Annotated in this window: 21 protein-coding genes; 12 read left to right on the top strand and 9 right to left on the bottom strand. The window is 73.3% G+C overall.

Annotation, left to right across the window (positions count from 1 at the left end; translation table 11 throughout):
* Positions 1-19 precede the first annotated feature (19 nt).
* From fliD to ACI8AG_RS13855, 3 genes are all read right to left on the bottom strand, one after another.
* Entirely contained in the window at positions 20-1,372 is a 1,353-nt protein-coding gene (gene fliD / locus ACI8AG_RS13865) for a flagellar filament capping protein FliD (RefSeq protein WP_456597506.1), read from the bottom strand.
* A gap of 125 nt (positions 1,373-1,497) precedes the next feature.
* A complete protein-coding gene (locus ACI8AG_RS13860) occupies positions 1,498-2,331 on the bottom strand; it encodes a flagellin N-terminal helical domain-containing protein (RefSeq protein WP_456597505.1) in 834 nt (277 codons plus the stop codon).
* A gap of 124 nt (positions 2,332-2,455) precedes the next feature.
* On the bottom strand, positions 2,456-3,277 hold the full coding sequence (locus ACI8AG_RS13855) for a sigma-70 family RNA polymerase sigma factor (RefSeq protein WP_456597504.1): 822 nt from the start codon (positions 3,275-3,277) through the stop codon (positions 2,456-2,458).
* Between the two features lie 332 nt (positions 3,278-3,609).
* On the opposite strand from ACI8AG_RS13855, the gene ACI8AG_RS13850 reads away from it, so the two are divergent.
* From ACI8AG_RS13850 to ACI8AG_RS13810, 9 genes are all read left to right on the top strand, one after another.
* Positions 3,610-4,104 (top strand): flagellar protein FlgN, encoded by a 495-nt coding sequence (locus tag ACI8AG_RS13850; protein ID WP_456597503.1) that lies wholly within the window; start codon positions 3,610-3,612, stop codon positions 4,102-4,104.
* Between the two features lies 1 nt (position 4,105).
* Positions 4,106-5,518 carry a flagellar hook-associated protein FlgK gene (flgK, locus tag ACI8AG_RS13845; protein WP_456597502.1) on the top strand — a complete coding sequence of 471 codons (1,413 nt, stop codon included), beginning with the start codon at positions 4,106-4,108 and terminating at the stop codon, positions 5,516-5,518.
* A gap of 5 nt (positions 5,519-5,523) precedes the next feature.
* Positions 5,524-6,414 carry a flagellar hook-associated protein FlgL gene (gene flgL / locus ACI8AG_RS13840; protein ID WP_456597501.1) on the top strand — a complete coding sequence of 297 codons (891 nt, stop codon included), beginning with the start codon at positions 5,524-5,526 and terminating at the stop codon, positions 6,412-6,414.
* Positions 6,414-6,857 (top strand): flagellar assembly protein FliW, encoded by a 444-nt coding sequence (gene fliW, locus ACI8AG_RS13835; RefSeq protein ID WP_456597500.1) that lies wholly within the window; start codon positions 6,414-6,416, stop codon positions 6,855-6,857. Before flgL ends, fliW begins: the two co-directional genes overlap by 1 nt.
* A gap of 92 nt (positions 6,858-6,949) precedes the next feature.
* The gene (gene csrA / locus ACI8AG_RS13830) at positions 6,950-7,252 is read left to right on the top strand and encodes a carbon storage regulator CsrA (protein ID WP_456590952.1); all 303 of its coding nucleotides are present in this window, start codon (positions 6,950-6,952) and stop codon (positions 7,250-7,252) included.
* A gap of 201 nt (positions 7,253-7,453) precedes the next feature.
* Positions 7,454-7,960, top strand: coding sequence for a hypothetical protein (locus ACI8AG_RS13825; RefSeq protein WP_456590951.1), 507 nt, complete (start codon positions 7,454-7,456; stop codon positions 7,958-7,960).
* A 71-nt stretch (positions 7,961-8,031) separates the two neighbouring features.
* Positions 8,032-9,132, top strand: coding sequence for a flagellar biosynthesis protein FliA (locus ACI8AG_RS13820; protein WP_456597499.1), 1,101 nt, complete (start codon positions 8,032-8,034; stop codon positions 9,130-9,132).
* A gap of 328 nt (positions 9,133-9,460) precedes the next feature.
* Complete coding sequence (locus ACI8AG_RS13815; RefSeq protein ID WP_456597498.1) at positions 9,461-9,808, top strand: hypothetical protein; 348 nt, start codon at positions 9,461-9,463, stop codon at positions 9,806-9,808.
* Complete coding sequence (locus ACI8AG_RS13810) at positions 9,805-10,572, top strand: hypothetical protein (protein ID WP_456597497.1); 768 nt, start codon at positions 9,805-9,807, stop codon at positions 10,570-10,572. The genes ACI8AG_RS13815 and ACI8AG_RS13810 overlap by 4 nt, the downstream gene beginning before the upstream one ends.
* A 21-nt stretch (positions 10,573-10,593) precedes the next feature.
* Here the strand turns inward: ACI8AG_RS13810 and ACI8AG_RS13805 are convergent, their stop codons facing one another.
* The 5 genes from ACI8AG_RS13805 to ACI8AG_RS13785 all read right to left on the bottom strand — a co-directional run bounded on the left by ACI8AG_RS13805 (position 10,594) and on the right by ACI8AG_RS13785 (position 16,476).
* Positions 10,594-12,729 carry an NlpC/P60 family protein gene (locus ACI8AG_RS13805; RefSeq protein ID WP_456597496.1) on the bottom strand — a complete coding sequence of 712 codons (2,136 nt, stop codon included), beginning with the start codon at positions 12,727-12,729 and terminating at the stop codon, positions 10,594-10,596.
* A gap of 169 nt (positions 12,730-12,898) precedes the next feature.
* Positions 12,899-13,090, bottom strand: coding sequence for a hypothetical protein (locus ACI8AG_RS13800; protein ID WP_456590946.1), 192 nt, complete (start codon positions 13,088-13,090; stop codon positions 12,899-12,901).
* Between the two features lie 140 nt (positions 13,091-13,230).
* Positions 13,231-14,547: a citrate synthase gene (locus ACI8AG_RS13795; RefSeq protein ID WP_456597495.1), complete on the bottom strand. Its 1,317-nt coding sequence runs from the start codon at positions 14,545-14,547 to the stop codon at positions 13,231-13,233.
* A 91-nt stretch (positions 14,548-14,638) separates the two neighbouring features.
* Entirely contained in the window at positions 14,639-15,961 is a 1,323-nt protein-coding gene (locus ACI8AG_RS13790; RefSeq protein ID WP_456597494.1) for a glycosyltransferase, read from the bottom strand.
* Positions 15,958-16,476, bottom strand: coding sequence for a sugar 3,4-ketoisomerase (locus ACI8AG_RS13785; RefSeq protein ID WP_456597493.1), 519 nt, complete (start codon positions 16,474-16,476; stop codon positions 15,958-15,960). The genes ACI8AG_RS13790 and ACI8AG_RS13785 overlap by 4 nt, the downstream gene beginning before the upstream one ends.
* A 202-nt stretch (positions 16,477-16,678) precedes the next feature.
* Here ACI8AG_RS13785 and ACI8AG_RS13780 point away from each other — a divergent pair, with 202 nt between their 5' ends.
* Complete coding sequence (locus ACI8AG_RS13780) at positions 16,679-17,428, top strand: class I SAM-dependent methyltransferase (RefSeq protein ID WP_456597492.1); 750 nt, start codon at positions 16,679-16,681, stop codon at positions 17,426-17,428.
* Positions 17,421-18,803 (top strand): hypothetical protein, encoded by a 1,383-nt coding sequence (locus ACI8AG_RS13775; protein WP_456597491.1) that lies wholly within the window; start codon positions 17,421-17,423, stop codon positions 18,801-18,803. Before ACI8AG_RS13780 ends, ACI8AG_RS13775 begins: the two co-directional genes overlap by 8 nt.
* A 1-nt stretch (position 18,804) precedes the next feature.
* Here the strand turns inward: ACI8AG_RS13775 and ACI8AG_RS13770 are convergent, their stop codons facing one another.
* Positions 18,805-19,893, bottom strand: a complete 1,089-nt coding sequence (locus ACI8AG_RS13770; protein ID WP_456597490.1) for a DegT/DnrJ/EryC1/StrS family aminotransferase — start codon at positions 19,891-19,893, stop codon at positions 18,805-18,807.
* Positions 19,894-20,132: 239 nt separating this feature from the next.
* Here ACI8AG_RS13770 and ACI8AG_RS13765 point away from each other — a divergent pair, with 239 nt between their 5' ends.
* The gene (locus tag ACI8AG_RS13765) at positions 20,133-20,864 is read left to right on the top strand and encodes a class I SAM-dependent methyltransferase (RefSeq protein WP_456597489.1); all 732 of its coding nucleotides are present in this window, start codon (positions 20,133-20,135) and stop codon (positions 20,862-20,864) included.

Genomic DNA, 20,864 nt, shown 5'->3' with positions numbered 1-20,864 from the left:
AGCGGTCGGGCGGGGGAGGTCAGGGCTTCGGCAGGGAGCCGAGCTGACCGGCCAGCCAGTTGGACTGGTTGGTCAGGGAGCTCAGCGCGGTCTCCATGGCGGTGAACTGGCGGGTGAGGGCCACCTTGCGTGCGGCGAGCCGCAGGTCCCAGTCGGCGATCCGGTCCTGGATGTCGCGCGCGAGGCTGTCCTGGCCCTTGGCGAGCGAGCTCAGGGTGCCGGTGGTCGCGTCGGAGGCGGCCTTGCTGACGTCGCGGACGCGGACGGCCAGGCCGGGAACGAAGTCGGGTTCCCCCTCCACGCCGGTGCCCGCCACGATGCGCTGGGCCAGCTCGGGCGTCGCCGTGAGGGCGGCGGCGAACTTCTCCTTGTCGAAGGTGATCCGGCCGTCGCGGGTGGTCTGGAACCCGACCTGGGCCGGTGAGCCGTCGTCGCCGACCGCCTCGGAGACGGCTTGGAGCAGCTGGCCGGCGATGGAGGTCACCGCGTACTCACCGCGCAGCGCCGCCTTGCTCCCCGGGGTGTTGTCCGTGTACGTCTTGATCGTCGACAGCGCGTTGTTCACCGTGTCGACGAGTGCGGCGACCTTGTCGGCGACGGCGGCGGGGTCCGTGGCGACGGTGACGGTGACCGGCGTGGGCTCCACCTTGGACACCGTGAGCGTCGCCCCGGGCAGGACGCCCTCGAACGTGTTGGTGGCCGAGCGGATCGTGTAGGCCGTCGTGGTGGCGGTGTCCTCGCCGACCTTCAGCTCGGCGTCCTGGCCGACGCTGGTGGCAGTGAACTCCGTGCCGGCGACGGAGAAGCCGGCGGCCGCGCCGGAGCTGCTGGCGCTGATCTGGAGGGCGAACTCGCCGGGGGACACCTGCACCGCGGAGGCCTTCAGGCCCAGGGCGGTGTCGGCGTTGATCTTCGCCGCGACCTGCTCGAGCGACTCGGTGCCGTCGAGCGTGACCGTGCCCTTGCTGGTGGTGCCGTCGGCGCTGCGGATGTCCAGGCTGCTCAGGTTGGCGGCTGTGGTCGTGCTCGTCCACCGTCCGGCGCTCACGCTCGAGGCGGTAGTCGCGACCTGGGCGACGGTGAAGGTCAGCGAGCCCGGGCTGGCGTAGGAGGCGGTGGTGACGCCGACCGAGGCGGCGGTGCTGGTCGCCTTCGTGCTGGCGAACGACTCCGGCCTGGACAGCGACTCGGCGCTGGTGGTCAGGGCCGCGAGGGCGCTGTTCACGGTGCGGTAGGCGCTCGCGGTGACCTGCGTCGTCGACAGCCGCGTCTTCAGCGAGTTCTGCTGCTGCGCCTCGAGCTGCAGGAGTTGGCTGATCATCGTGCCCGTGTCGATCCCGGACACCAGGCCGGTGTTGATGCTCATCGTCATGTCACTGGCTCCTGGGTCGACGGGATGGGGGCCCCAAGCGAGTGAGGGGGGAGGCGCGAGGGCCTCCCCCCTCACCCGGGGTGGTGCTGAGGGTCTGCGGCCTCAGCTGCTCAGCTGATCGGTGATCAGCGGAGCAGCGAGAGGACGCCCTGCGAGGCCTGGTTGGCCTGCGCCAGCATCGCGGTGCCGGCCTGGCTCAGGATCTGGGCGCGGGTGAACCCGACCATCTCCTGCGCCATGTCGGCATCGCGGACCCGGCTCTCCGACGCGCTCAGGTTCTCGATCGAGACGTTGAGCGAGTTGATGGTGCTCTCGAAGCGGTTCTGCTTCGCACCGAGGGTGGCGCGCGACTCGGACACGCTCTTGATCTGCTCGTCGAGCGTGGCCAGGTCGGTCGAGGCGTCGTAGGTGCCCGAGGCCGCCATGGTGGTGGCCACGCCCTCGATCGCGGTGGCGACCGTGCTGACGTTGCTCAGCTCGACCGTCATGGTCTCGCCGCCGTTGGCACCGGTCTGGAACGACAGGCTGGAGGCGCTGCCGTTCAGGAGCTTGGTGCCGTTGAAGTCCGTACGGTCGGCGATGTCGTTCAGCGCGCCGGCGAGCTCCTCGACCTCCTTGGCGATGTAGCCGCGGGCCTTGTCGTCGACGACACCGCTGTTACCCGCCTGGACGGTCAGGTCACGGACGCGCTGCAGGATCGAGTGCACCTCGGTGAGGGCACCTTCCGCCGTCTGCACGACGGAGACACCGTCCTGCGAGTTGCGGACGGCGACCTTGAGGCCACCGACCTGCGAACGCAGGCCCTCGGAGATCGCCAGACCGGCCGCGTCGTCGGCGGCGCGGTTGATGCGGAAGCCGGAGGAGAGCTTCTCCAGCGACTTGCTCATCTGGTTGTCCGTGATGGACAGGTTGCGGTGAGCGTTGAGCGCCGCGATGTTCTGGTTGATGCGCAGACCCATGATGATCCTCCTTGGACGGGGTCGTACCTGTTGATCCCGCTGCATCCGTGCTGCGGGGTGGTGCACCTAGGTCTTCGGCGGGATGCGCGTCCTGCTTGAGCCGAGTGCCGAAAACTTCCGCAGATCAGGCCGAGCGGGCAGCCCTGCCCTCGGCGTCGGCCCACGAGCCGGGGCGACGGGGGGGCGGCACCCCGGCCCGGCCGGTCACGCGGTCGATGTAGGCGTGCTGCTGGTTGCGTGCCCGCACCCCACCGTCGGCGGGAACCGTCCTGCCTTCCCAGATCTCGCTCATGGCGGCGTGCAGGAGGGTGAGGGCCCGTGCGCGCATCTGCGAGACGCGCGACAGCGTCACGCCCAGGTCTTCCGCGATGTCGGTCAGGGATTCATCACCGAAGAAATTGCGCTCGACGACCTCGTCCAGCCGGTCGGGCAGCGCCCGGATCGCTGCGTGCAGGTGCCGGGCACGTTCGCCGCGCAGGACCGCGCGCTCGGGGGACTCGCCGGTGTCGGGCAGGTCGAGCGACGTCCCGTCGAGGCCGTCCTCCGCGTCGATGCTGACCATCACGGCCCGGTGGACGTCGACCTGCAGGTGGTCGAGCTCGCTGCGCGGGACGCCCAGGCTCTGCGCGAGCTCCTCGCGCGTGGGCGGCCGGCCCAGGCTGATGGTCAGCGCGTCGGCGGCGGCGTCGGTCCGCCGGGCCGCGGCGCGCACCGATCGGCTGGCCCAGTCCCCGGAGCGCAGCTCGTCGAGGACCGCACCCTGCAGGCGCGCCAGGGCGTAGGTGGAGAAGGAGGCGCCCGCGTCCGGGTCGAACCGGCGCGCCACCTCGACAAGGGCCACGTGGGCGCAGGACAGCAGGTCCTCGCGGCTCACGTGGCCGGGGAGCGAGATGCGGGAGGCGACGGCGTTGACGGCGAACGCCGCGAGCGGGAGGTGCTCGGTCACCAGGGCGTCGACCTCCTGCGGAGAACGCCCCTTGACCGGGTGCGGGACCCGGCCGTTCTGGGGACGTTCGCGCAACGGCCGGTCGTGCGCGGACCGCTCACGGAGGGGTCGCTCGGTCGCGAGGGAACGGACTGGGGTCACGTCCGTATCTCTCGGCTGGCGGCGCCGGGTTCGGCACCACCCGTCGGCACAAATCCTGTGGAACTTGAGCGCCGATTCCCTCCTTCGGCTCAACCCCCTCCGAACGGGTGCCGATGCCAGCTCCGACAGCGGTTCTCCCCGACCCGGGGGGCTCAGGGTTACCGCGAGCACCAGCGAGACGACGGAAGGCGGTGGACGGAGTGGACTACCAGCACCTGTCGACGTTGCTGTGGCGGGAGCAGGAGCTCCTGGACCTCCTGCTCTTCAAGGCCGAGGAGAAGCAGTACCTGATCCTCACGGGCAAGACCCGGTGGCTGGCGCGCATCGCGCACGAGATCGAGGTGATCCTCGACCAGCTCCGCACCCTGGAGGTGGAGCGATCCGCGGCCACCGAGGTGATCGCGGGGACGCTCGGGCTGGCGAGCGACCCCTCCCTGCGGCAGGTCGCCGACGCCGCCCCCGCCCCCTGGAACGACCTCCTCGCCCAGCACCACGAGGCGCTGCTGGTGCTGATCACCGAGCTGCGCAGCCTGTCCGACGCCAACCGCGAGCTCATCGAGGGCGGCCTGTCCGCCATCGGGGACGCGCTCACGCGGACGCGCTCGTCCTCGGCCGGCACGTACGGCGCGACCGGCCGGCACTCCGACGGCACGCACCGCGCGGTCACCCTGGACGGAGCACTCTGACGTGAGCACCTTCAGCCTCCTGAACACCGCGACCACGTCCCTCTGGGCGCAGCGCCGGGCCCTCGACGTCACCGGCCAGAACATCTCGAACGTCAACACCGACGGGTACTCCCGCCAGCGCGTGGACATGCAGGCCATCGGGGGCAGCGCCGTCCCGGCGTTCTACTCCACCGGCTCGGGCATCGGTGGCGGCGTGAACGCCGACGAGGTGACGCGGATCCGTGACGCTTTCCTGGAGGGTCGCGGGCACACCGAGCACGCCAACAGTGCACAGCTGACCGCCGAGACCGACGCCTACGAGCTCGTGGAGCAGGCGTTCCGCGAGCCCGGCACCACCGGCCTGCAGAACCTCATGGCCGACATGTGGCGCGGGTGGCAGGACGTGGCCAACAAGCCGGAGGACGAGGCCGCCCGGGGGCAGGTGCTCAAGCGGCTGGAGACCCTCGTCGGAGGGCTGCACTTCAGCAGCGCGCAGCTGGACGGGCAGTGGCAGCAGACCCGCGAGAACCTCGGCGTACTCGTGGACGACGTCAACGCGGCGGCCGGGACGATCGCCCAGCTGAACACCGCGATCCTCCGCGCCTCGCAGACCGGTCTCCCGGCCAACGACCTCACCGACCAGCGCGACCTGCTGGTCATGAAGCTCGCCGACCAGGTGGGGGTGTCGGTGCGGCCGCGGGACGGTGGCGTCGTCGACGTCCTCGTCGGCAGCGTCACCCTCGTCTCCGGGGGGACGGCGTCGAAGCTCGCCGTCCAGGGCACGATCGACCCCGCCGGCACCGCCGGTGACCCGCCGCGCGTCGTGACCGCCACCGGAGGGCTCTCGGTGACCGTGGGCGGGACCGCCGGAGGGCAGCTGCACGCGCTGAACTCGATCCTGCCGACCTACCGCACCGAGCTCGACGGCATCGCCTCGTCCCTGGCCACCGCGCTCAACGAGGTGCACGACGACGGCTTCGACCTCGACGGGCTGCGGGGCGGTGCGCTGATCGGCTCCAGCGGCGGGCCGGTGACGGCGTCGTCGATCACCGTCGCGATCACCGAACCGCGCAAGCTCGCCGCGTCGTCCCTCGGTGCGGACGACGGCTCCGTCCCCCCGAACCTCGACCGCGGCAACGCCGACAAGCTGGCCCAGCTGGGCAACGGCGTCACCTCGCCGGACGCCGCCTACCGGAAGATGATCGTCGAGCTGGGTGTCCAGTCGGCGGTCTCGCAGCGCAACCTCGGCATCCAGTCGGTCATCACCGGGCAGGTGGACGCCGCCCGGGAGTCCGTGGCCGGGGTCAACCTCGACGAGGAGATGACCAACATGCTGTCCTTCCAGCACGCGTACTCGGCCGCGAGCCGGCTGGTCTCGGCGATCGACGAGATGCTCGACGTCCTGATCAACCGCACCGGCCGCGTGGGGTTGTGATCTGAGTGCGCATCACGCAGAAGGCCGTCGCGCTCACCAGCCTGCAGGGCCTCAACCGCAACCTCGACACGTTCGGGAAGCTGCAGCAGCAGCTCACCTCGGGCAGGCTCATCAACGCGCCGTCCGACTCGCCGACCGGCACGAACAAGGCGATGCAGCTCCGGTCGGAGCAGGCCGCCGTCGAGCAGTTCGGCCGCAACATCTCCGATGCCGACAGCTGGCTGTCGATCACCGACTCCACGCTGCAGAACATGCTCGACGTGACCCGGCGGGTCCGGGACCTCACCGTGCAGGGTGCCAGCACCGGCAGCTCGTCCGAGGCCAGCCGGCGGGCGCTGGCCACGGAGGTGGCGTCGCTGCGCGAGAGCCTGCTCGGGCTGGCGAACACGACGATCCAGGGTCGCCCGGTGTTCGGCGGGGTGACCACCGGCGCCACGGCCTACAGCGACGCCGGGGACTTCCAGGGCATCGCAGGGGCCGACGGCGCAGACGTCATGCGGCGGGTCTCGTTCACCGAGGAGGTTCGCGTGGACCTGACCGGGCCCGAGGCGTTCGGGCCGGCCGGTGCCGACCTGTTCGCCCTGGTCGCCCGGATCGCCGACGACCTCGTGAACGACCCCGCTGCCCTGGACCAGGGGCTGGTGGACCTGGACGCGGCGATGAGGCGGATGCTCGGCGGGGTCGCCGACGTCGGCGCCCGGGCGGCCCGGATCGAGCGCGAGCAGCAGATCAACAGCGACCTCGCGCTGACCCTGGAGACCCAGCTCGGCGAGGTCGAGAACGTGGACCTGCCGAACACCATCATGCGGCTGCAGGGGCAGCAGGTCGGCTACCAGGCGGCGCTGCAGGCCACGGCGAAGGCCATCTCGCCGACGCTCATGGACTACCTGCGCTGATGACCATCCTCGCCGACAGCCCCGCAGTGGGCCCGATGACGACGGTGCCGGCTCCGCCCCCGGTGCAGGTGCTGTCGTTCACCGAGCCGCTGCCGGGGTTCCCGGACCACTCCGACTACGTGCTGGTCGCCGGGGACGCCGCCGGGCTGCTCTTCTGGCTACAGGCGGTCTCGCCGGACGGTCCCCGGTTCCTCGCCGTGCCGGCGCGGGAGTTCTTCCCGGAGTACGCCCCGGTCGTCCCGGCCGACGTCCGGGCCGGTCTGGGTCTGACCGACCCGGCCGATGCCCGGGTCTACTGCCTGGTCAGCGTGCCCGGTGGCGACGTCGCCGAGGCCACGGCCAACCTGCGGGCCCCGGTCGTCGTCGCCCCCGCGACGCACCGGGCGCAGCAGGTCGTGCAGACCGACGGTGCGCATCCTCTTCGTCGGCGCCTGCGCCGATAACCTCAGTGTCGCCGCGTCGGGGACGCGGCCCCGTGCCCGCAGCCGCGGGCACCGCCACGGACGGCCACCCACACACCCATGGAGGGGTACTCGTGCTCACACTCACCCGCAGCGTCGGCGAGACGATCCGCATCGGCGACGACATCGAGGTCCACGTCGTCGAGGTGCGCGGAGGCACCGTGCGACTGGGCTTCAAGGCCCCGCGCGAGGTCACCATCCACCGCGAGGAGGTCTACCGGCAGATCGCCGAGGCGAACCTGCTGGCGGCCCAGGTCACCGCGGACGCGCTCGGCGCGCTGGCGGCGTTCGCGCCCACGGCCCAGTCGGACGCCGACCCCGACGGCGCCGGCGCGGAGAGCCCGCGTCCGGCCGAGGCGGCGCGCCCCGGCGACTGACAGAACTGCACGACTGTCGGGGGGTGCTCCTCGGCAGTCCGTGCCAATCTGACGGCCCGATGGGGCTAGGCGACCGCGACACGGGCAACTCTTGCCGAAGCTTCGCCCTGACTACTGCGATGGACACAGCGAGTTGTGTGCCGTGTCCGCAGCGTGCATGCGGCAGATTCCTCCCCAGGCAAGTGACAGGGGGCGATCAAGATGGCACGTAACGCATGCACCGCTTCGGTGGCGGGGGACCAGACCGGCGACCAGGAGTCCGTGGTGGTCCACGTGCAGCTGCGACCCCGCCGGGGCGCCACCCGCAAGTGCCTCGCGGCGCTCGCGGCGCTGGCCGCCGAGCACGAGGGCGTGGTCGTCGCGGTCACCGGCCTCAGCAAGGACGACCGCGTCGTCCGGGTGACCGTCGGCGTCGATCTCGGACCCCGGGCAGCGGTGGCGAAGTTCTCGCCGCAGGCCCAGGCGGCGTACGCGTTCGTGTCGGCGGTGTTCACCTCGCTCTACGACCACATGCCGGTCTACACGGCCGAGCCCAGCGGTGCCGAGCGCGCCGCGGCCACGACGCTGCTCGAGCACGCCGCCGTCGGTGCGGCCCGTGCCGACGCCCTGGGCGCCGACATGTTCGAGGCGCTGCCCGACGCCTCGGCGCCGGCCTCGCCCGTCCCCGCGCCGCGCCGCCCCGGCCCGGGGGAGCGCATCCCGGCCTGACGGCCTCCCGTGCAGTGCGGGGTGCCGGCCGCCCGGCACCCCCTTCTTCCCCGTAGTGCCCAGGAGTACCGATGCCCGACCGCGTCCCGTTCCCGACGTCCACCACCGACGACCGACCCCGTACCCGCGAGCCCCTCGTCTTCGGGGGGATCCCCGAGGCCGACGGGTGGGCGCTGGCGCCCATCACCCCGCGCGACCGGGTGCACTTCCGGGTGGACCACGAGCTGCCGCTCGACGAGTTCCGCCGGGACCTGCCCGAGGGCGTCACGGTCAGCTACGACCAGGGTGACGGTCTCTACCGGGTGGACGGCGCCTGCGGAACCGCCGCCGTGCTCGCCGACTGGGTCAAGGCCTGGTGTGCCGGCCGGGGGACCACCACCATCGGGCTGCGCGCGGAGACCAGCGTCCGCCGGCGCGCGCCGCGCGACCTGCCGCCGGCCTTCCTCGACGACCTGTGCCGGCACTACGGGCCGGTCAGCCTCAAGCGCCTGCAGCGCAACATGAGCACGATCCGCCTGCACCTGCCCGACCCCGACGACCTCGGCCAGCAGGTCTACGAGTGGATCCTCAAGGCGGTCGCGCAATACGACGAGAACAAGTCCGTTCCGTTCGGTGCCTTTTTGGCCACCCAGCTGTCCAAGTGGGTGCACGACCTGGGGCGCAACGCCCACGGGCGCACCGCGGCCGACACCGAGCACAAGCAGCAGAAGGCGATCGCGGCGTTCATGGCGGAGCACCAGCGCCGCCCCAGCGAGAAGGAGCTCGCCGCCTACATGGGGCAGAGCGTCGACACCTTGCGGCGCAACTCCCAGACCGTCGCCACGCTGAACGGGCTGCGGAACCTGCAATCGCTGGACGGGGCGCCCGAGGCCACCGAGATCCTGCTGCCCGACTCCTCCGAGGCGCCGGACGAGATCATGGGGGAGGCCGAGCAGACGCTGCTCTCCCACGCCCTCACGGCCGCGTGCGCTCCCGACCCGGACGCCCGCCGCGATCAGCGGGCCGGCCAGCCCAACGTGCTCGGCTGGGCGACCTGGTACCTGACGACCTGGGGTGGGCGGACCAAGACCCAGTTGTCGGCCGACCTCAACACCTCGGTGCGCAACATGAACGTCTACGCCGACCGGGTCGAGAAGGCGCTCAAGGACCGGCTGGCCGAACTCGCGGACTGAGGAAGGACCCCGGCCCTCGCACCCCGCGCAGACGCGGGACGAGCCACCGGACAAGGCCATCGAGATCCCGTGATCTCGGCCGTCGCCCCGCAGGGGAGCGGTCGAGATCACGGGATCTCGGCATGTGCCCCGCGCAGAGCGGTGACGTGCGGGGCGGGGTGGGGTGAGCGGACACGCCCGGGAGAATCGAGCCGGAAAAGGACCCGTCGGCGGGTCGAAGTCGGTCCGAGCCTGCCGATATCCACCTCGTGACACCCCGCCCGAGGAACCGCCGCCCGGCCCATGCGCCGGGCCCGGGGCCCAGGGCGTGGTACCGGAGCGGTGCCCGGTGAGCGCGCTGCCCGCGGGCGACGCCGGGTGCCCGGCGCTCGTGCCGCACTGGCTGGACGCGACCGCCCGCGAGCTGCTCGCCGCATCCGTGCGCACCGCCCTGGACGACAGCGCCGTGCACCCGGTGGCCAGAATCCACCTGCACGACGTGCTGACCGAGCTGCACGTGGCCGCCGCGCGCGAGGCGGTGTGGCCCGCCTCCACCGCACGGGTCCGCCTGGCCACCGGGTGGGACGAGGACGTCCTCCCGGTCCGGCTCAGCCGGGCCGAGCTCGCCGCGGTCCTCGGCCTGCCGGCGCTGCCGGCCCGGCTGCGCCCCCTCCTCGGTGCCGGGGACCGCCCGTGACCCCCGGACCGTTCGGCACAACCTCGTCCACGCGTCTGCTGCAGCGGTTCCGGACCGCGCCCGTCGACGTCGTCGACCTGCACGACGTGGCCGCGCAGCTGCTGCCGCGGCTGTCCTCGCAGCGCCTGCGCCTGGGGCTCGTCCGGCGACCGGGTGCGGGCACCGTGCTGCACGTCGAGGAGGACGAACGGGTGCAGCGGGTGCCGCTGACCGACCTCGCCGAGGACATGAGCCGGGCGGGGATCCCGGGCACGACCGCGGGCATCGCCGCTGCGCTGGGCACGTGGGTGGCCCGGCGGCCCGTGACGGACGCGGCCGCGGCGGGCGAGGGGATCGCCGTGCTGGACTGGTCGGACCGGTCCGAGACGGCGGTGGGCTGGACCGTCGTCGTCGTGCGCGGCGAACTCGCCGTGCCCTGGGTTCCCTCACCTTCGGCGCGCACGGTGGAGCTGCACCGCGTCCGCTCCGCGGCGACCGGCCGGGCCCACGAGGTGTCACCGGAGCTGCGTGTCGAGGGGCCGTTGGCGCTGTGGTCGCACCGCGCGGTGCCGGTGCTCGCGTCGGCGGCCCTGGTCGCCCCGGAGCTGATGCGGCAGCGCATCGCCGCCGCGGGTCTCGCGCTGCCCGACATGCACGTGGTCGTGACCCCGCACCGGCCGGTGGTCTGCGCGGATCCCGGGGTGGCCCAACGGCTGGCCGGGCAGGCCAGCGAGGCCAGCGTGACGCTGCCCTGGCGGGACGTCGTCGACCTGCCCTGGCTCTGAGAGCCGCCGGCCGCCCGCCGCTCAGGAGATGTAGCCGTACTCCCAGTGCCAGGGCTCGGGCTTCTCCGCACCGGGCCGGGCCCACTCCGGCTGGACGAAGCCGAAGCGCGCGGCGTTGGCCGTCATCCAGTTCCACTGCGGGGTGTGGGCCACGTTGATCCCGCCGCCGAGGTCGATCGCCAGCGCCCAGCCGTGGTTCGACGTCCCGGGCACGGCCGCCAGGGTGGGCTTGGCGTAGTAGGCCGCCACCTGGCCGCCGAAGGAGCGGTAGGAGTCGGTGAGGTGCAGCGGGGTGCCGAACTCGGCGGTGAAGGCGGCGTCCAGCTGGGCGTAGGCGGCGGCCGCGTCGCACCGCAGCGCGTGCCCGGCCACCCCCAGCCGGCACAGCGCCTCGGCCGGGATCCGGCCGTTGGACCAGCCGCCCCACGCGGGGCTCACGGGGCCCGGCGCCGGAAGGGGAGCGCCGCACGCGCCGGTCCCGCCGCCGGCGGGGAGCGCCGGGCTGGGCTCGACCGGGCGGGGCAGGGTCACCCGCACCGCCGACGAGCCGGCCGCCATCGAGCGGACGGCCACCTGGTAGGAGGCGGCGGAGGCGCCGATGACCTGCCCGTCGCCCAGGTAGATGCCGACGTCCTGCCCGCCGGGGGCGAAGACCAGGTCGCCGATCTGGACGTCGCGCGCCGGCACCGGTGCGCCGGTTGCCCACTGGGCCGCGGGGTCACCGGGCAGGGCGTACCCGGCCAGCAGCCAGGTGCCGGCGGTGAAGCCACCGCAGTCGTAGGTCTCCGGCCCCGCGGTCCCCGCGACGAAGGGCTTGCCGAGCTGTGAGAGGGCGTTGCTGACCGCGGCCACGGTCTCGGCCGGCAGCACCGTCACCGGTTCGCTGCCGATGACGGCCCAGGCCACGCCCGGGATCGGCCGGCCGTCGGCGTCCAGTGCCGGGGACAGGCCCGGGGGGAACGTGGCGGCATCGGCCAGCGCGGCAGCCGGCGGCGGCACGAGCCCCGCACCGGCCAGGCGCCCGAGGTAGTCCTGCCAGCGCCGCGTGGCGGCCTCGTTGCGCTGCTGCTGGGGACCGGCCGCGGGGATCGCCCCGAGACCGGCGAGCCGGCCGGTGACCTCGGGGGAGAGCTCGCCCACCTCGTCGCGCACGGCGGCGAGGACGCCGGCGGCGCGCTGTTCGGCGACCCGCAGGGCGGCGCGGGCGTCCGCCACGCGGGAGGAGGCTGCCTGCAGCCGGGCGGCGGCGCGCTCCGCCCGGACCACGCTGCCCTCCAGCGCCCGCCCGGCCCGGTCGGCGATGGCCACCCGGGTGAACGTCGCGGAGGTGGTACCGGGCCGGTCGAGGTCCAGCCCGAGCACCGGGTACCGGCTGGTGCCGTCGGCCCGGTAGAGCTCCGCCGCGCCGGCGCCGACGGCGTGCCGCATGGTGGCGAGCTCGGCGCGCACCGCGTTCTCGGCGCTCAGCGCGTCCGTCAGCCGGTCGCGGGCCAGTCCGGCCTCATCGGCCAGCCGGTGGTAGCGGTCCGCCTGCTCCAGCAGCGAGCTGCGTGCGGTGAGCGCCAAGGCCGTGGGGTCGAGGGCGGCGCCGCCGCCGTCGGGCGACTGCGTCCCGGGCAGCAGCACCGCCAGGGCGGCCGGGATGAGGAGGGCGCTGGTGGCGATGACGCCGAGGCGGGCCGACCAGCGGGAACCGGGACGCCGGGTGCGGCCGCTGCGCCGCCGTCGGCTGGGGGTGCGTCGAGTCGTGGCCCGGCCGGTGGCAGGGCGCCCACGGCCGGCCGCGGACCCGGGCGCCGGGCGCCGCGCGCCGGCGCCACCGGAGCGGCTGCCGGTGCCACCGGAGCGGGTGCCGGTCCCGCCGGAGCGGGCGGCGACGGCCGCCCGGGCCGCGGCCAGCTGCTCGGGCGTGACGCCGGGGCGGGCGGCGGCCGCCTGGCGCAGGGCCAGCGCGTCGCGCAGTGCCGCGGCCTGCGCCGGGGTCAGGGGCGGTCGGGCCGGGGAGCGCTTCCCGCCGCTCGCGCCGCTGCGGGCCGACGAGGTGCGGGCAGCCGACGACCGGGGGGCGGAACGGGTGCCGGCCGCGGTGCGGCCGGCGCTGGTGGACCGCGCGGTGCGCGGGGCAGCCGCACGCCCGGGTGTCCGCGAAGCAGGCACTGCGTCCCCCGGGCGATCTCGTCGTGACGGATGGGGCTCCTGGTGCTGCTGTGGTCAGGAGCTCTCCGCACATCCATCGACACGCCGGGGGAGGTGCTTGAAGAACGAGGGGGAGGAGATCACCCGTTCGGGGTGGGGTGAACCTGGGGGGAGTCGCCGAGCAGGCGGCTCAGGGCGCCCACCAGGCGCCGTGCCGGTGTTCCAGGGGGATCCGCAGCTCGCCGCCGTCCTCTGTGGAGACGACGAACTCCAGCTTCGTGATGCGGACGGGCGGGCCGTCGCCGTCGGGCTCCAGCAACCGGCCGGTCGCCAAGGGCATGGGCGGCAGGACGAGGAGGTCCTCGTCGGGGAGCTCGGCCATGCGCGGTCCTTCCGAGAGCGGGGTCGCACCCACCGTAGGGATCGCGCCCGGGGACGCAACGGGCCGGGTGACCTGGAGGGTCACCCGGCCCGGTCAGGCCCCGTCCCGGGCCGGCGAGGGACGAGGGGCGGGGTCCTCGCTCAGCGCGCGTCGAGGGGGACGTAGTCCCGTTCGGTCGCGCCGGTGTAGAGCTGCCGGGGACGCCCGATCTTCGTGCTCGGGTCGGCGATCATCTCGCGCCACTGCGCGATCCAGCCGGGCAGCCGGCCGAGCGCGAACAGCACGGTGAACATGCGTGTCGGGAAGCCCATCGCCTGGTAGATCAGCCCGGTGTAGAAGTCGACGTTCGGGTAGAGCTTGCGCTGGATGAAGAACTCGTCCTTCAGCGCGATCTCCTCGAGCTGGCGCGCCAGGTCGAGCAGCTCGTTGTTGCCGCCGAGCTTGTCGAGCACCGTGTCGGCCGTCGACTTCACGATGGCCGCGCGGGGGTCGTAGTTCTTGTACACCCGGTGGCCGAAGCCCATGAGCTTGACGCCGGGCTCCTTGTTCTTCACCCGCTCGACGAAGCGCGGGATGTCCCCGCCGTCGGCCCGGATGGCCTCCAGCATCTCCAGCACCGACTGGTTCGCCCCGCCGTGCAGCGGGCCGAAGAGCGCGTTGATGCCGGCGGAGACCGAGGCGAACAGGTTCGCGTGCGAGGACCCCACCAGCCGGACCGTGGAGGTCGAGCAGTTCTGCTCGTGGTCGGCGTGCAGGACGAAGAGCATGTCCAGCGCCTTGGCCAGGTCCGGGTCGACGTCGTAGGGCTCGGCGGGGAAGCCGAACGTCATCCGCAGGAAGTTCTCCACCAGGCCCAGCGAGTTGTCCGGGTACAGGAACGGCTGACCGACCGACTTCTTGTACGCGTACGCGGCGATCGTCGGCAGCTTCGCGAGCAGGCGGAGCGTGCTGATCTCCACGTGGTCCTCGTCGAAGGGGTCCAGCGAGTCCTGGTAGAAGGTCGACAGCGCGCTGACGGCCGAGGAGAGCACCGGCATGGGGTGCGCGTCCCGCGGGAAACCGTTGAAGAACTGCTTGAGGTCCTCGTGCAGCAGCGTGTGCCGCCGCAGCTTCTGGTCGAAGGCGGCCAGCTCGTCGGCGGTCGGCAGCTCACCGTGGATCAGCAGGTAGGTGACCTCGAGGAAGCTCGAGTTCTCCGCCAGCTGGTCGATCGGGTAGCCGCGGTAGCGCAGGATGCCTGCGTCACCGTCGATGTAGGTGATCGCCGAGGTGCACGACGCCGTGTTCACGAAGCCGATGTCCAGGGCGACCTTGCCGGTCGTCGCCAGCAGCTTGCTGGTGTCGATTCCGTCGGCGCCCTCGGTCCCGCTCTTCAGCGGCAGGGGCAGTTCTCCACCGGGGTAGCGCAGGGTGACGTCAGGGGTCGTTGCGTCACCGGCGCTCGTTGTCTCGCTCATCGCTTCAAGACGCTACTCACTTTCGGGCGCGGCGCACGACGTCGACGTCCCGCCTCGCCGGACCCGGCCACGATCCGTCGGCCGACCCCCCTCAGTGGCGGCCGGCTGCCGGGTCGAAGGTCCACACCGCCGTCGCCCGTCCGTCGTGCCACGTGCTGCCGTGCGGTGCGACGGCCAGCCACGGTTCGGCGAGCAGGGACGCCGGGTCCTCGGTCGGCACCAGCTCGACGTCGATGTCGGGGCCTCTCGTGAGAGCGGCCTCGATCAGGGGGACGGCCTGGTCGACGAGCGGTGGTCGCACGGCCAGCACCAGGCTCCTGGCTGCGTTGGTGGTCCGCACCTCGCGGAACGCCTGGACGGTGGCGTCGACCTCCGCGGCGTCCAGCTCCGGTGCGGCCAGGGCGACGGGATAGGTCTGGGCCCACACGTCGAGCTCGCGAGCGAAGCGGTCCAGGACTGCGGAGGTGTGGGCCCGTTCCCACAGCGGTCGGCCCCCGGCCACGGGGACCTGCCCGTCGAGCTCGACCAGCCGGGCCGTCGACAGGAAGACCGCCTCCAGGGCGTGCGCGCTGTCCGCGGGATCTAGGAGCGCGGCGTACACGGAGGCCGCCATGGTCAGCGCCGCGGTGTGCGCGCGGCGCTGCTCGGCCTGTGTCGGCAGGAACCCGTGGCGCCGTCCCCAGTCGATCAGGAGCGGCCACTCGCGGGCCCCGAGCGCGTGCAGCCGGGGCCGGGCGGACTGCTGCCCCGAGTGCTGGCGGAAACTGCTGAGCGTCCGGGGGCTGTAGTAGGCGTCCCCGCGGCTGAGCAGCCGCAGCCAGAGCGCCACATCGGCGTTCGCCTGCAGCCGCCGACCGTCGAGCCGGTAGAGGGATCCGAGGTCGATGTCGGCGCGCCGGAACAGCACCGTCGTCACCTCGCCGATCACGTTCCGGCACGACTCCAGGACGGCGCTGCCGAGGCGCTCGCCGGTGATGACGCCCGGCTGGTCGCTGAGCAGCGCCGGCTGCCGTCCCGGGATCGGTGCCTCCTCGGCGTCCACGATCGCCCGGTGCGAGAAGGCCATCGAGATGCCGGGCCGCGAACGGATCCCCGCCAGGAGCGTCTCGATGCACTCGGGTGCCAGGAGGTCATCGTGGAGCAGATACTTGACGTACTCGCCCCGTGCCTCCCCGACGAGGCCGGCGGTGTTGTCGAAGGCGCCCACGTTCTGCTCCCGGCGGACCACGCGGACCCGCGGGTCGGAGGCCTCGACGGCGGCCAGGATCTCCGCTGTGCCGTCGACGGAGCCGTCGTCCCCGACGATCACCTCGATGTCCCGGTACGTCTGGGTCAGCGCCGACTCCAGGGCCCGGCGCAGGAACCGCTCGCCGTTGTAGGTCGGCACCAGGACGCTCACCAGCGGACCGCTCACCGGCGGTCCCCGGCCTGGGAGGTGCTGGCGAGCTGGAAGTCCTGGTAGTCGCGGTAGTAGTCGGACTCCTCGTACTCCAGGGAGGCCACCACCAGGCTGACGCTCCCGCTGGAGAAGTTCTCCAGGTGCGTCCAGATCATCCGGGGCACGTACAGGCCGTAGTAGGACCGGTTGAGGGAGAAGCGCTCGTGCTCGCTGCCGTCGTCGACGATGACGTCGAAGCTGCCGTTCACCGCGATGATCAGCTGCTCGAGCTCCCGGTGCGCGTGACCGCCCCGTGACTCGCCGCCAGGGACGTCGTAGAGGTAGAAGACCCGGCGGACGGCGAAGGGGATGTGCCGTTCCCCTTCGATGAAGGTCAGGTTGCCCCGGGGATCGGTGATCCGGGGGAGCTCGACGATCCGGCAGCCGAGCGCGGCCCCGCCCTCGGGCCATCCCTTGTCCGCTGCCCGCCGGCCCCACGGGCTGCTGCGGCGCTCACCGGGAGGAGGAGCGCCCGGGTCTTCGACTGTCACGCCTACAGCCAACAGGACCGGGCGCCTCCCCGGGGGAGGAGCCGGTTCCCGTGGTGTCGCTGGGGAACTTGTTCCTGCTGAGGGTGTCGGATCGTGGGGCCGCGGGCCCCCGGCTAGGGTCCGGGGCGCCCGCGACCCCGGCGCGCGCCCTCCTCGGCTCGCGATGCCGGGGGCGGTCCGGAGCGAGGAGAGGCGGATCGTCGTGACCAGCGCCCGGCGCGACCTCGTCGACTACGCGGTGCAGTACCGCGCCCTGCCGTTCGAACCCGTGCAGGTCCGGTACCGCCGCCGGTGCGTCCTGGCGCGGGTGGCCGCGCACGCCCCGCGCCGGCTGCTGGAGGTCGGGTGCGGGGAACTGCCCCTGTTCGTCGACCTCCCCGGCGTGGAGACGGTGGTGGTCGAGCCCGCACCGACCTTCGCCGACAACGCCCGCCGGCTGGCCGGTGACGTCGGCCGGGCCAGGGTCGTGGAGGGATTCGCCGAAGACGTCGACGTCAGCGAGCTCGGCGGGCCGTTCGACATGGTGGTGGTCAGCTGCCTGCTGCACGAGGTGCCCGACCCGCAGCGGTTGCTCGCCGCTGTCCGCGCTGCCTGCGCACCCGGCGCGGTGGCCCACGTGAACGTGCCCAGCGCGCGGTCCCTGCACCGCCTGCTGGCCGTCGCCATGGGCCTGATCCCCGACCCGGCCACCGAGTCGGACACGCAGCGGACGATGCAGCAGCGAACGGTGTACGACCAGGCCGGACTCGAGGCCGAGCTGGCGCGCGCCGGCTTCGTCGTCCGCCACCGCGGCAGCATCCTGGTCAAGCCGTTCACGCACGCGCAGATGCAACGCCTGGTGGACGACGGTTTCCTGACCCCTGAGCTCCTGGACGGGTTCGACCGGCTGGCCGAGCTGCTCCCGGAGCTGGGCTCCGAGATCTGGGTGGACGCGGAGCCGGCTGGTGCCTGAGGCGCTCCTGGTCGGGAACAACCTCGCCGTCCTGGTGGCCGCCGCCGAGCTCGGTGCGGCCGGCCGGGAGGTCGTGCTCGTGACCGACGGGCGCTCCCCGGGTGGCCATTTCCGCGGCATGCGCGTCGACGACACGGACTTCGACATCGGCATGGTGCTCGTCGAGAGCGGGGGGGCGGGCCCGGAGCGAACGCCCGACCTCGCCGGCTACCAGCCGCAGGTCCGCTACGACTGGACCCGCTTCACGGACCTGGTCGACCGCTGGCTGCGAGCACAGGTCCCGTGGGTCCGGACGCCGACGCCGGAGGTCCTCGTCGGGGGACGACGCTGGCCGGACCACCTGGTCGCCGACCGGCTGGAGGTGTTCTCCGCCGGCGGCCTGACCGGCCCGGCCCCGATGTCCCGGGACGATCCGCGCCACGCCGCGCACAAGGTGAGCTCGCCGGCCTACGACACGCTGACGTACCGCGAGGCCGCGGAGCTCAACCACGGTGCGGCCGTCCAGCGACGCCTGGTGGAGCCGTTCTTCGCGAAGCTGGCCGGCCCGGCGGGCGACGGGCTGCTGGCGCGGTACCACCGCGCCGCGTGGCTGCCGTTGTTCTGGCCGGAGACGGTGGCCGACGCCTGCGCCGGTCGGCCCACCGGCCTGCGTGAGCATCCCTTCTGGACCTCCTCGACGGGCTTCGTCGGGGAGCTGGTGCGCACGCTGGAGCGCCGGCTGTCGGCGCTGCCCCACGTCACCGTCAGCCAGGCGGCCGTGGAGTCCCTGGCGCCCGCTCCCGGAGGCTGGCAGGTCGGCACCGCCGACGGGGGGCGCTGGGTGGCGGCGCGGCCGGTCCTCGGCGTCGGGGTCGAACGGTTGCAGGCGCTGCTCGGCCTGCCCGCCCGGGAACGTCCGACCGGCGCCTCGGTCCTGGCCCTCTGCTGCCTGGTGCGGGGGCGATCGATCGGGGCCCCTGTCGGCTGCCTGTCGGTGCTGGACCCGGACTACGGCGCCTACCGGGTCACCGACCAGGACGTCCAGGCCGGGCGGGACCCGGAGTGGCACCGGGTTGTGGTCGAGGCGGGGCCTGCCGTCGTGGAGCGCCACCGGGCGGGCCACGACGTCTCCACCGAGCTGGTGGACGAGCTGACTCATCTGCTCGAGGTCAGCGGGGATCCCGGATCCGTGGTCCGGGTCCTGAGGGTGATCGCGGCTCCCGGCGCCGTCATCATCCCGACGGCGTCGGCGGTGGCCGCCGACGCCGCCGCGCGTGACGCACTGGCGGCGGCCTGCCCGGCTGCGCTCCTGACAGGAGGGTTGCTCGGGCTCGGGGTCGCCTCGATGAACGACCAGGTGGTCCAGGGGCTGGCCGTCGCGGATCAGCTCGGCTGAGTCAGGCGACCCGCGCAACCGCGGTGCAGACCTGCTCCACTTCGGCGTCGGTCAGGTAGGGGAAGCACGGCAGGCTGATCACCTCGGCGCATGCGCGCTCGGCCTCCGCCGCCCCGGTGGGCCCAGGCGTGGCACCGAGCGCCGCCTGACGGTGGTCCGCGACCGGGTAGTGGACCGCAGTGGCGACGCCGAGCCCGGCCAGTCGGCGCGCGAGATCCCCCCGTTGCGGGTGGCGCCCGACGGCGAGGTGGCCGACGTCCCCGGGGCCCGGCGCCGGCAGGGCCAGCCGGGTTCCCACGGCCGCCTCGGCGTACGCGGCGACGATCTCGCGGCGACGTGCGTTCCACGCGGTCACGTGCGGCAGCTTCACCCGCAGCGCCGCGGCCTGCAGCTCGTCGAGCCGGGAGTTGCGCCCTCCGGGCACGCCGACGACGTAGCGCTCGGTCCAGCCGTACTGGCGCAGCGCCCGGATCCGCGCGGCGAGCTCGGGGGATCGGCACACCACGGCGCCGCCGTCACCGACCGCACCGAGGTTCTTCGTCGGGTAGAAGCTGAACGTGCCGACGTCGCCGACGGTCCCGCAGCGCCCGGCCGGAGTGTCCGCGCCGATGGCCTGGGCGCAGTCCTCGAGCACCGCCACGTGTGCGGGCAGGCCGGCGCGGAGCGCCGCCACGTCGGCGGTGCGCCCGTAGAGGTGCGTGACGACGACCGCAGCGGTGCGGGCGGTGCACGCCGCGGCCGCGCTCACCGGGTCCAGCAGCAGCGTGTGCGGGTCCACGTCGGCGACGACGACCTCGGCTCCGGCGGCCCTGGCTGCCGCGGCCCCGTACCCCCCGGCGTTTCCCGCGGTCACGACCTCCCGGCCGGGGCCGGCGCCCACGGCGCGCAGCGCGATCTCGAGGGCGTCCGTGCCGTTCCCCACGCCGATGACGTGGGGCGCACCGAGGAACGCGGCGAGTTCGGCCTCGAAGGCGGCGTGCTCGGAGCCGTGCACGTACCACCCGCCACGGAGCACGGCCAGGACGGCATCCTCGAGCTGGGCCTGCAGCGCCTGGTACTCGCGCGCTGTCTCGTTGAAGGGCACGGGCACGGCGATGCCGACCTCCGGTCCAGGGAGCGCGCGGATTGGTACCCCGACGACGCTAGCCGTTGCCGCGACGTCCCCGGCGACGGGTGCTCCTTCGGTTACCGTGGCTGCGTGGTGCCGCGCCGGTGTCGCCCGCCCCGCGAGGCCGCGGCGCGAGGCCGCGGCGCAGGCTGATGGGGGCCCGGGAGGACCGGGTCCGCGCTCGCGACAGGCATGGCCCCAGGTCCCCGGAGGAGTAGTCGTTGGACGCACGCACGGCCGAGTTGGAGCGCATCGCGCACAGCTACCACCTCAACGACGACGTCCCTGACAAGTTCATCGAGGACGCCCTCCAGGAGCATTGCTGCAGCTGGCTGGCCACGCTCGTGGACCCGGACGACTTCGTGGTCGAGCTCGGCTTCGGCGAGGGCGTGACGCTCTCCCGGCTGGCCCCGCTGCCGCGCCGGTACCTGGTCGTCGAGGGTGCCCCCAGCCTGGCGGACCGGGTCCGCGCGGAGCACCCGGGGGTGGAGGTCGCCGAGGCCCTCTTCGAGCAGTTCCGACCGGACGAGCCCTGCGACAAGTTGATGGCGCTGCACGTGCTCGAGCACGTGGACGACCCGGTCGCGCTCGCCGACCACCTGCGGACCTGGCTGGCCCCGGAGGGGGAGCTCGTCGTGGTGGTCCCCAACCAGCGGTCGCTGCACCGTCGTCTCGCCGTGCTGATGGGCCTGCAGCCGGAGCTCGACAGCCTGAGCCCGCGCGACCACCTGGTCGGGCACCAGCGGGTGTACAGCCTCGAGCAGTTGGAGTCGGACCTCCGGTCGGCGGGCTTCGAGCCGATCGAGCGTAGGGGCATGCTGTTCAAGCCGCTGCCGAACGCGATGATGCTGGACTTCCCGCCGGCCCTCATCCGGGCGCTCAACGACCTCGGCGACGAACTCCCGGCCGACTACGGGGCGAACATCGCCGTCCGGGCGCGGCCGGCCCGCTGA

This window comes from Blastococcus sp. SYSU DS0552, assembly GCF_054050815.1.
Note: the sequence above shows the minus strand (reverse complement) of the source record. Positions and strands in the feature narration are given on the sequence as shown.

Excerpts from the sequence above, each read along its gene's own strand:
- ACI8AG_RS13800 (WP_456590946.1), bottom strand. The coding sequence starts at position 13,090 with ATGGCCGAGCTCCCCGACGAGGACCTCCTCGTCCTGCCGCCCATGCCC.
- ACI8AG_RS13825 (WP_456590951.1), top strand. The coding sequence starts at position 7,454 with ATGGCACGTAACGCATGCACCGCTTCGGTGGCGGGGGACCAGACCGGC.
- ACI8AG_RS13860 (WP_456597505.1), bottom strand. The coding sequence starts at position 2,331 with ATGGGTCTGCGCATCAACCAGAACATCGCGGCGCTCAACGCTCACCGC.
- ACI8AG_RS13820 (WP_456597499.1), top strand. The coding sequence starts at position 8,032 with ATGCCCGACCGCGTCCCGTTCCCGACGTCCACCACCGACGACCGACCC.
- fliD (WP_456597506.1), bottom strand. The coding sequence starts at position 1,372 with ATGACGATGAGCATCAACACCGGCCTGGTGTCCGGGATCGACACGGGC.
- fliW (WP_456597500.1), top strand. The coding sequence starts at position 6,414 with ATGACCATCCTCGCCGACAGCCCCGCAGTGGGCCCGATGACGACGGTG.
- ACI8AG_RS13795 (WP_456597495.1), bottom strand. The coding sequence starts at position 14,547 with ATGAGCGAGACAACGAGCGCCGGTGACGCAACGACCCCTGACGTCACC.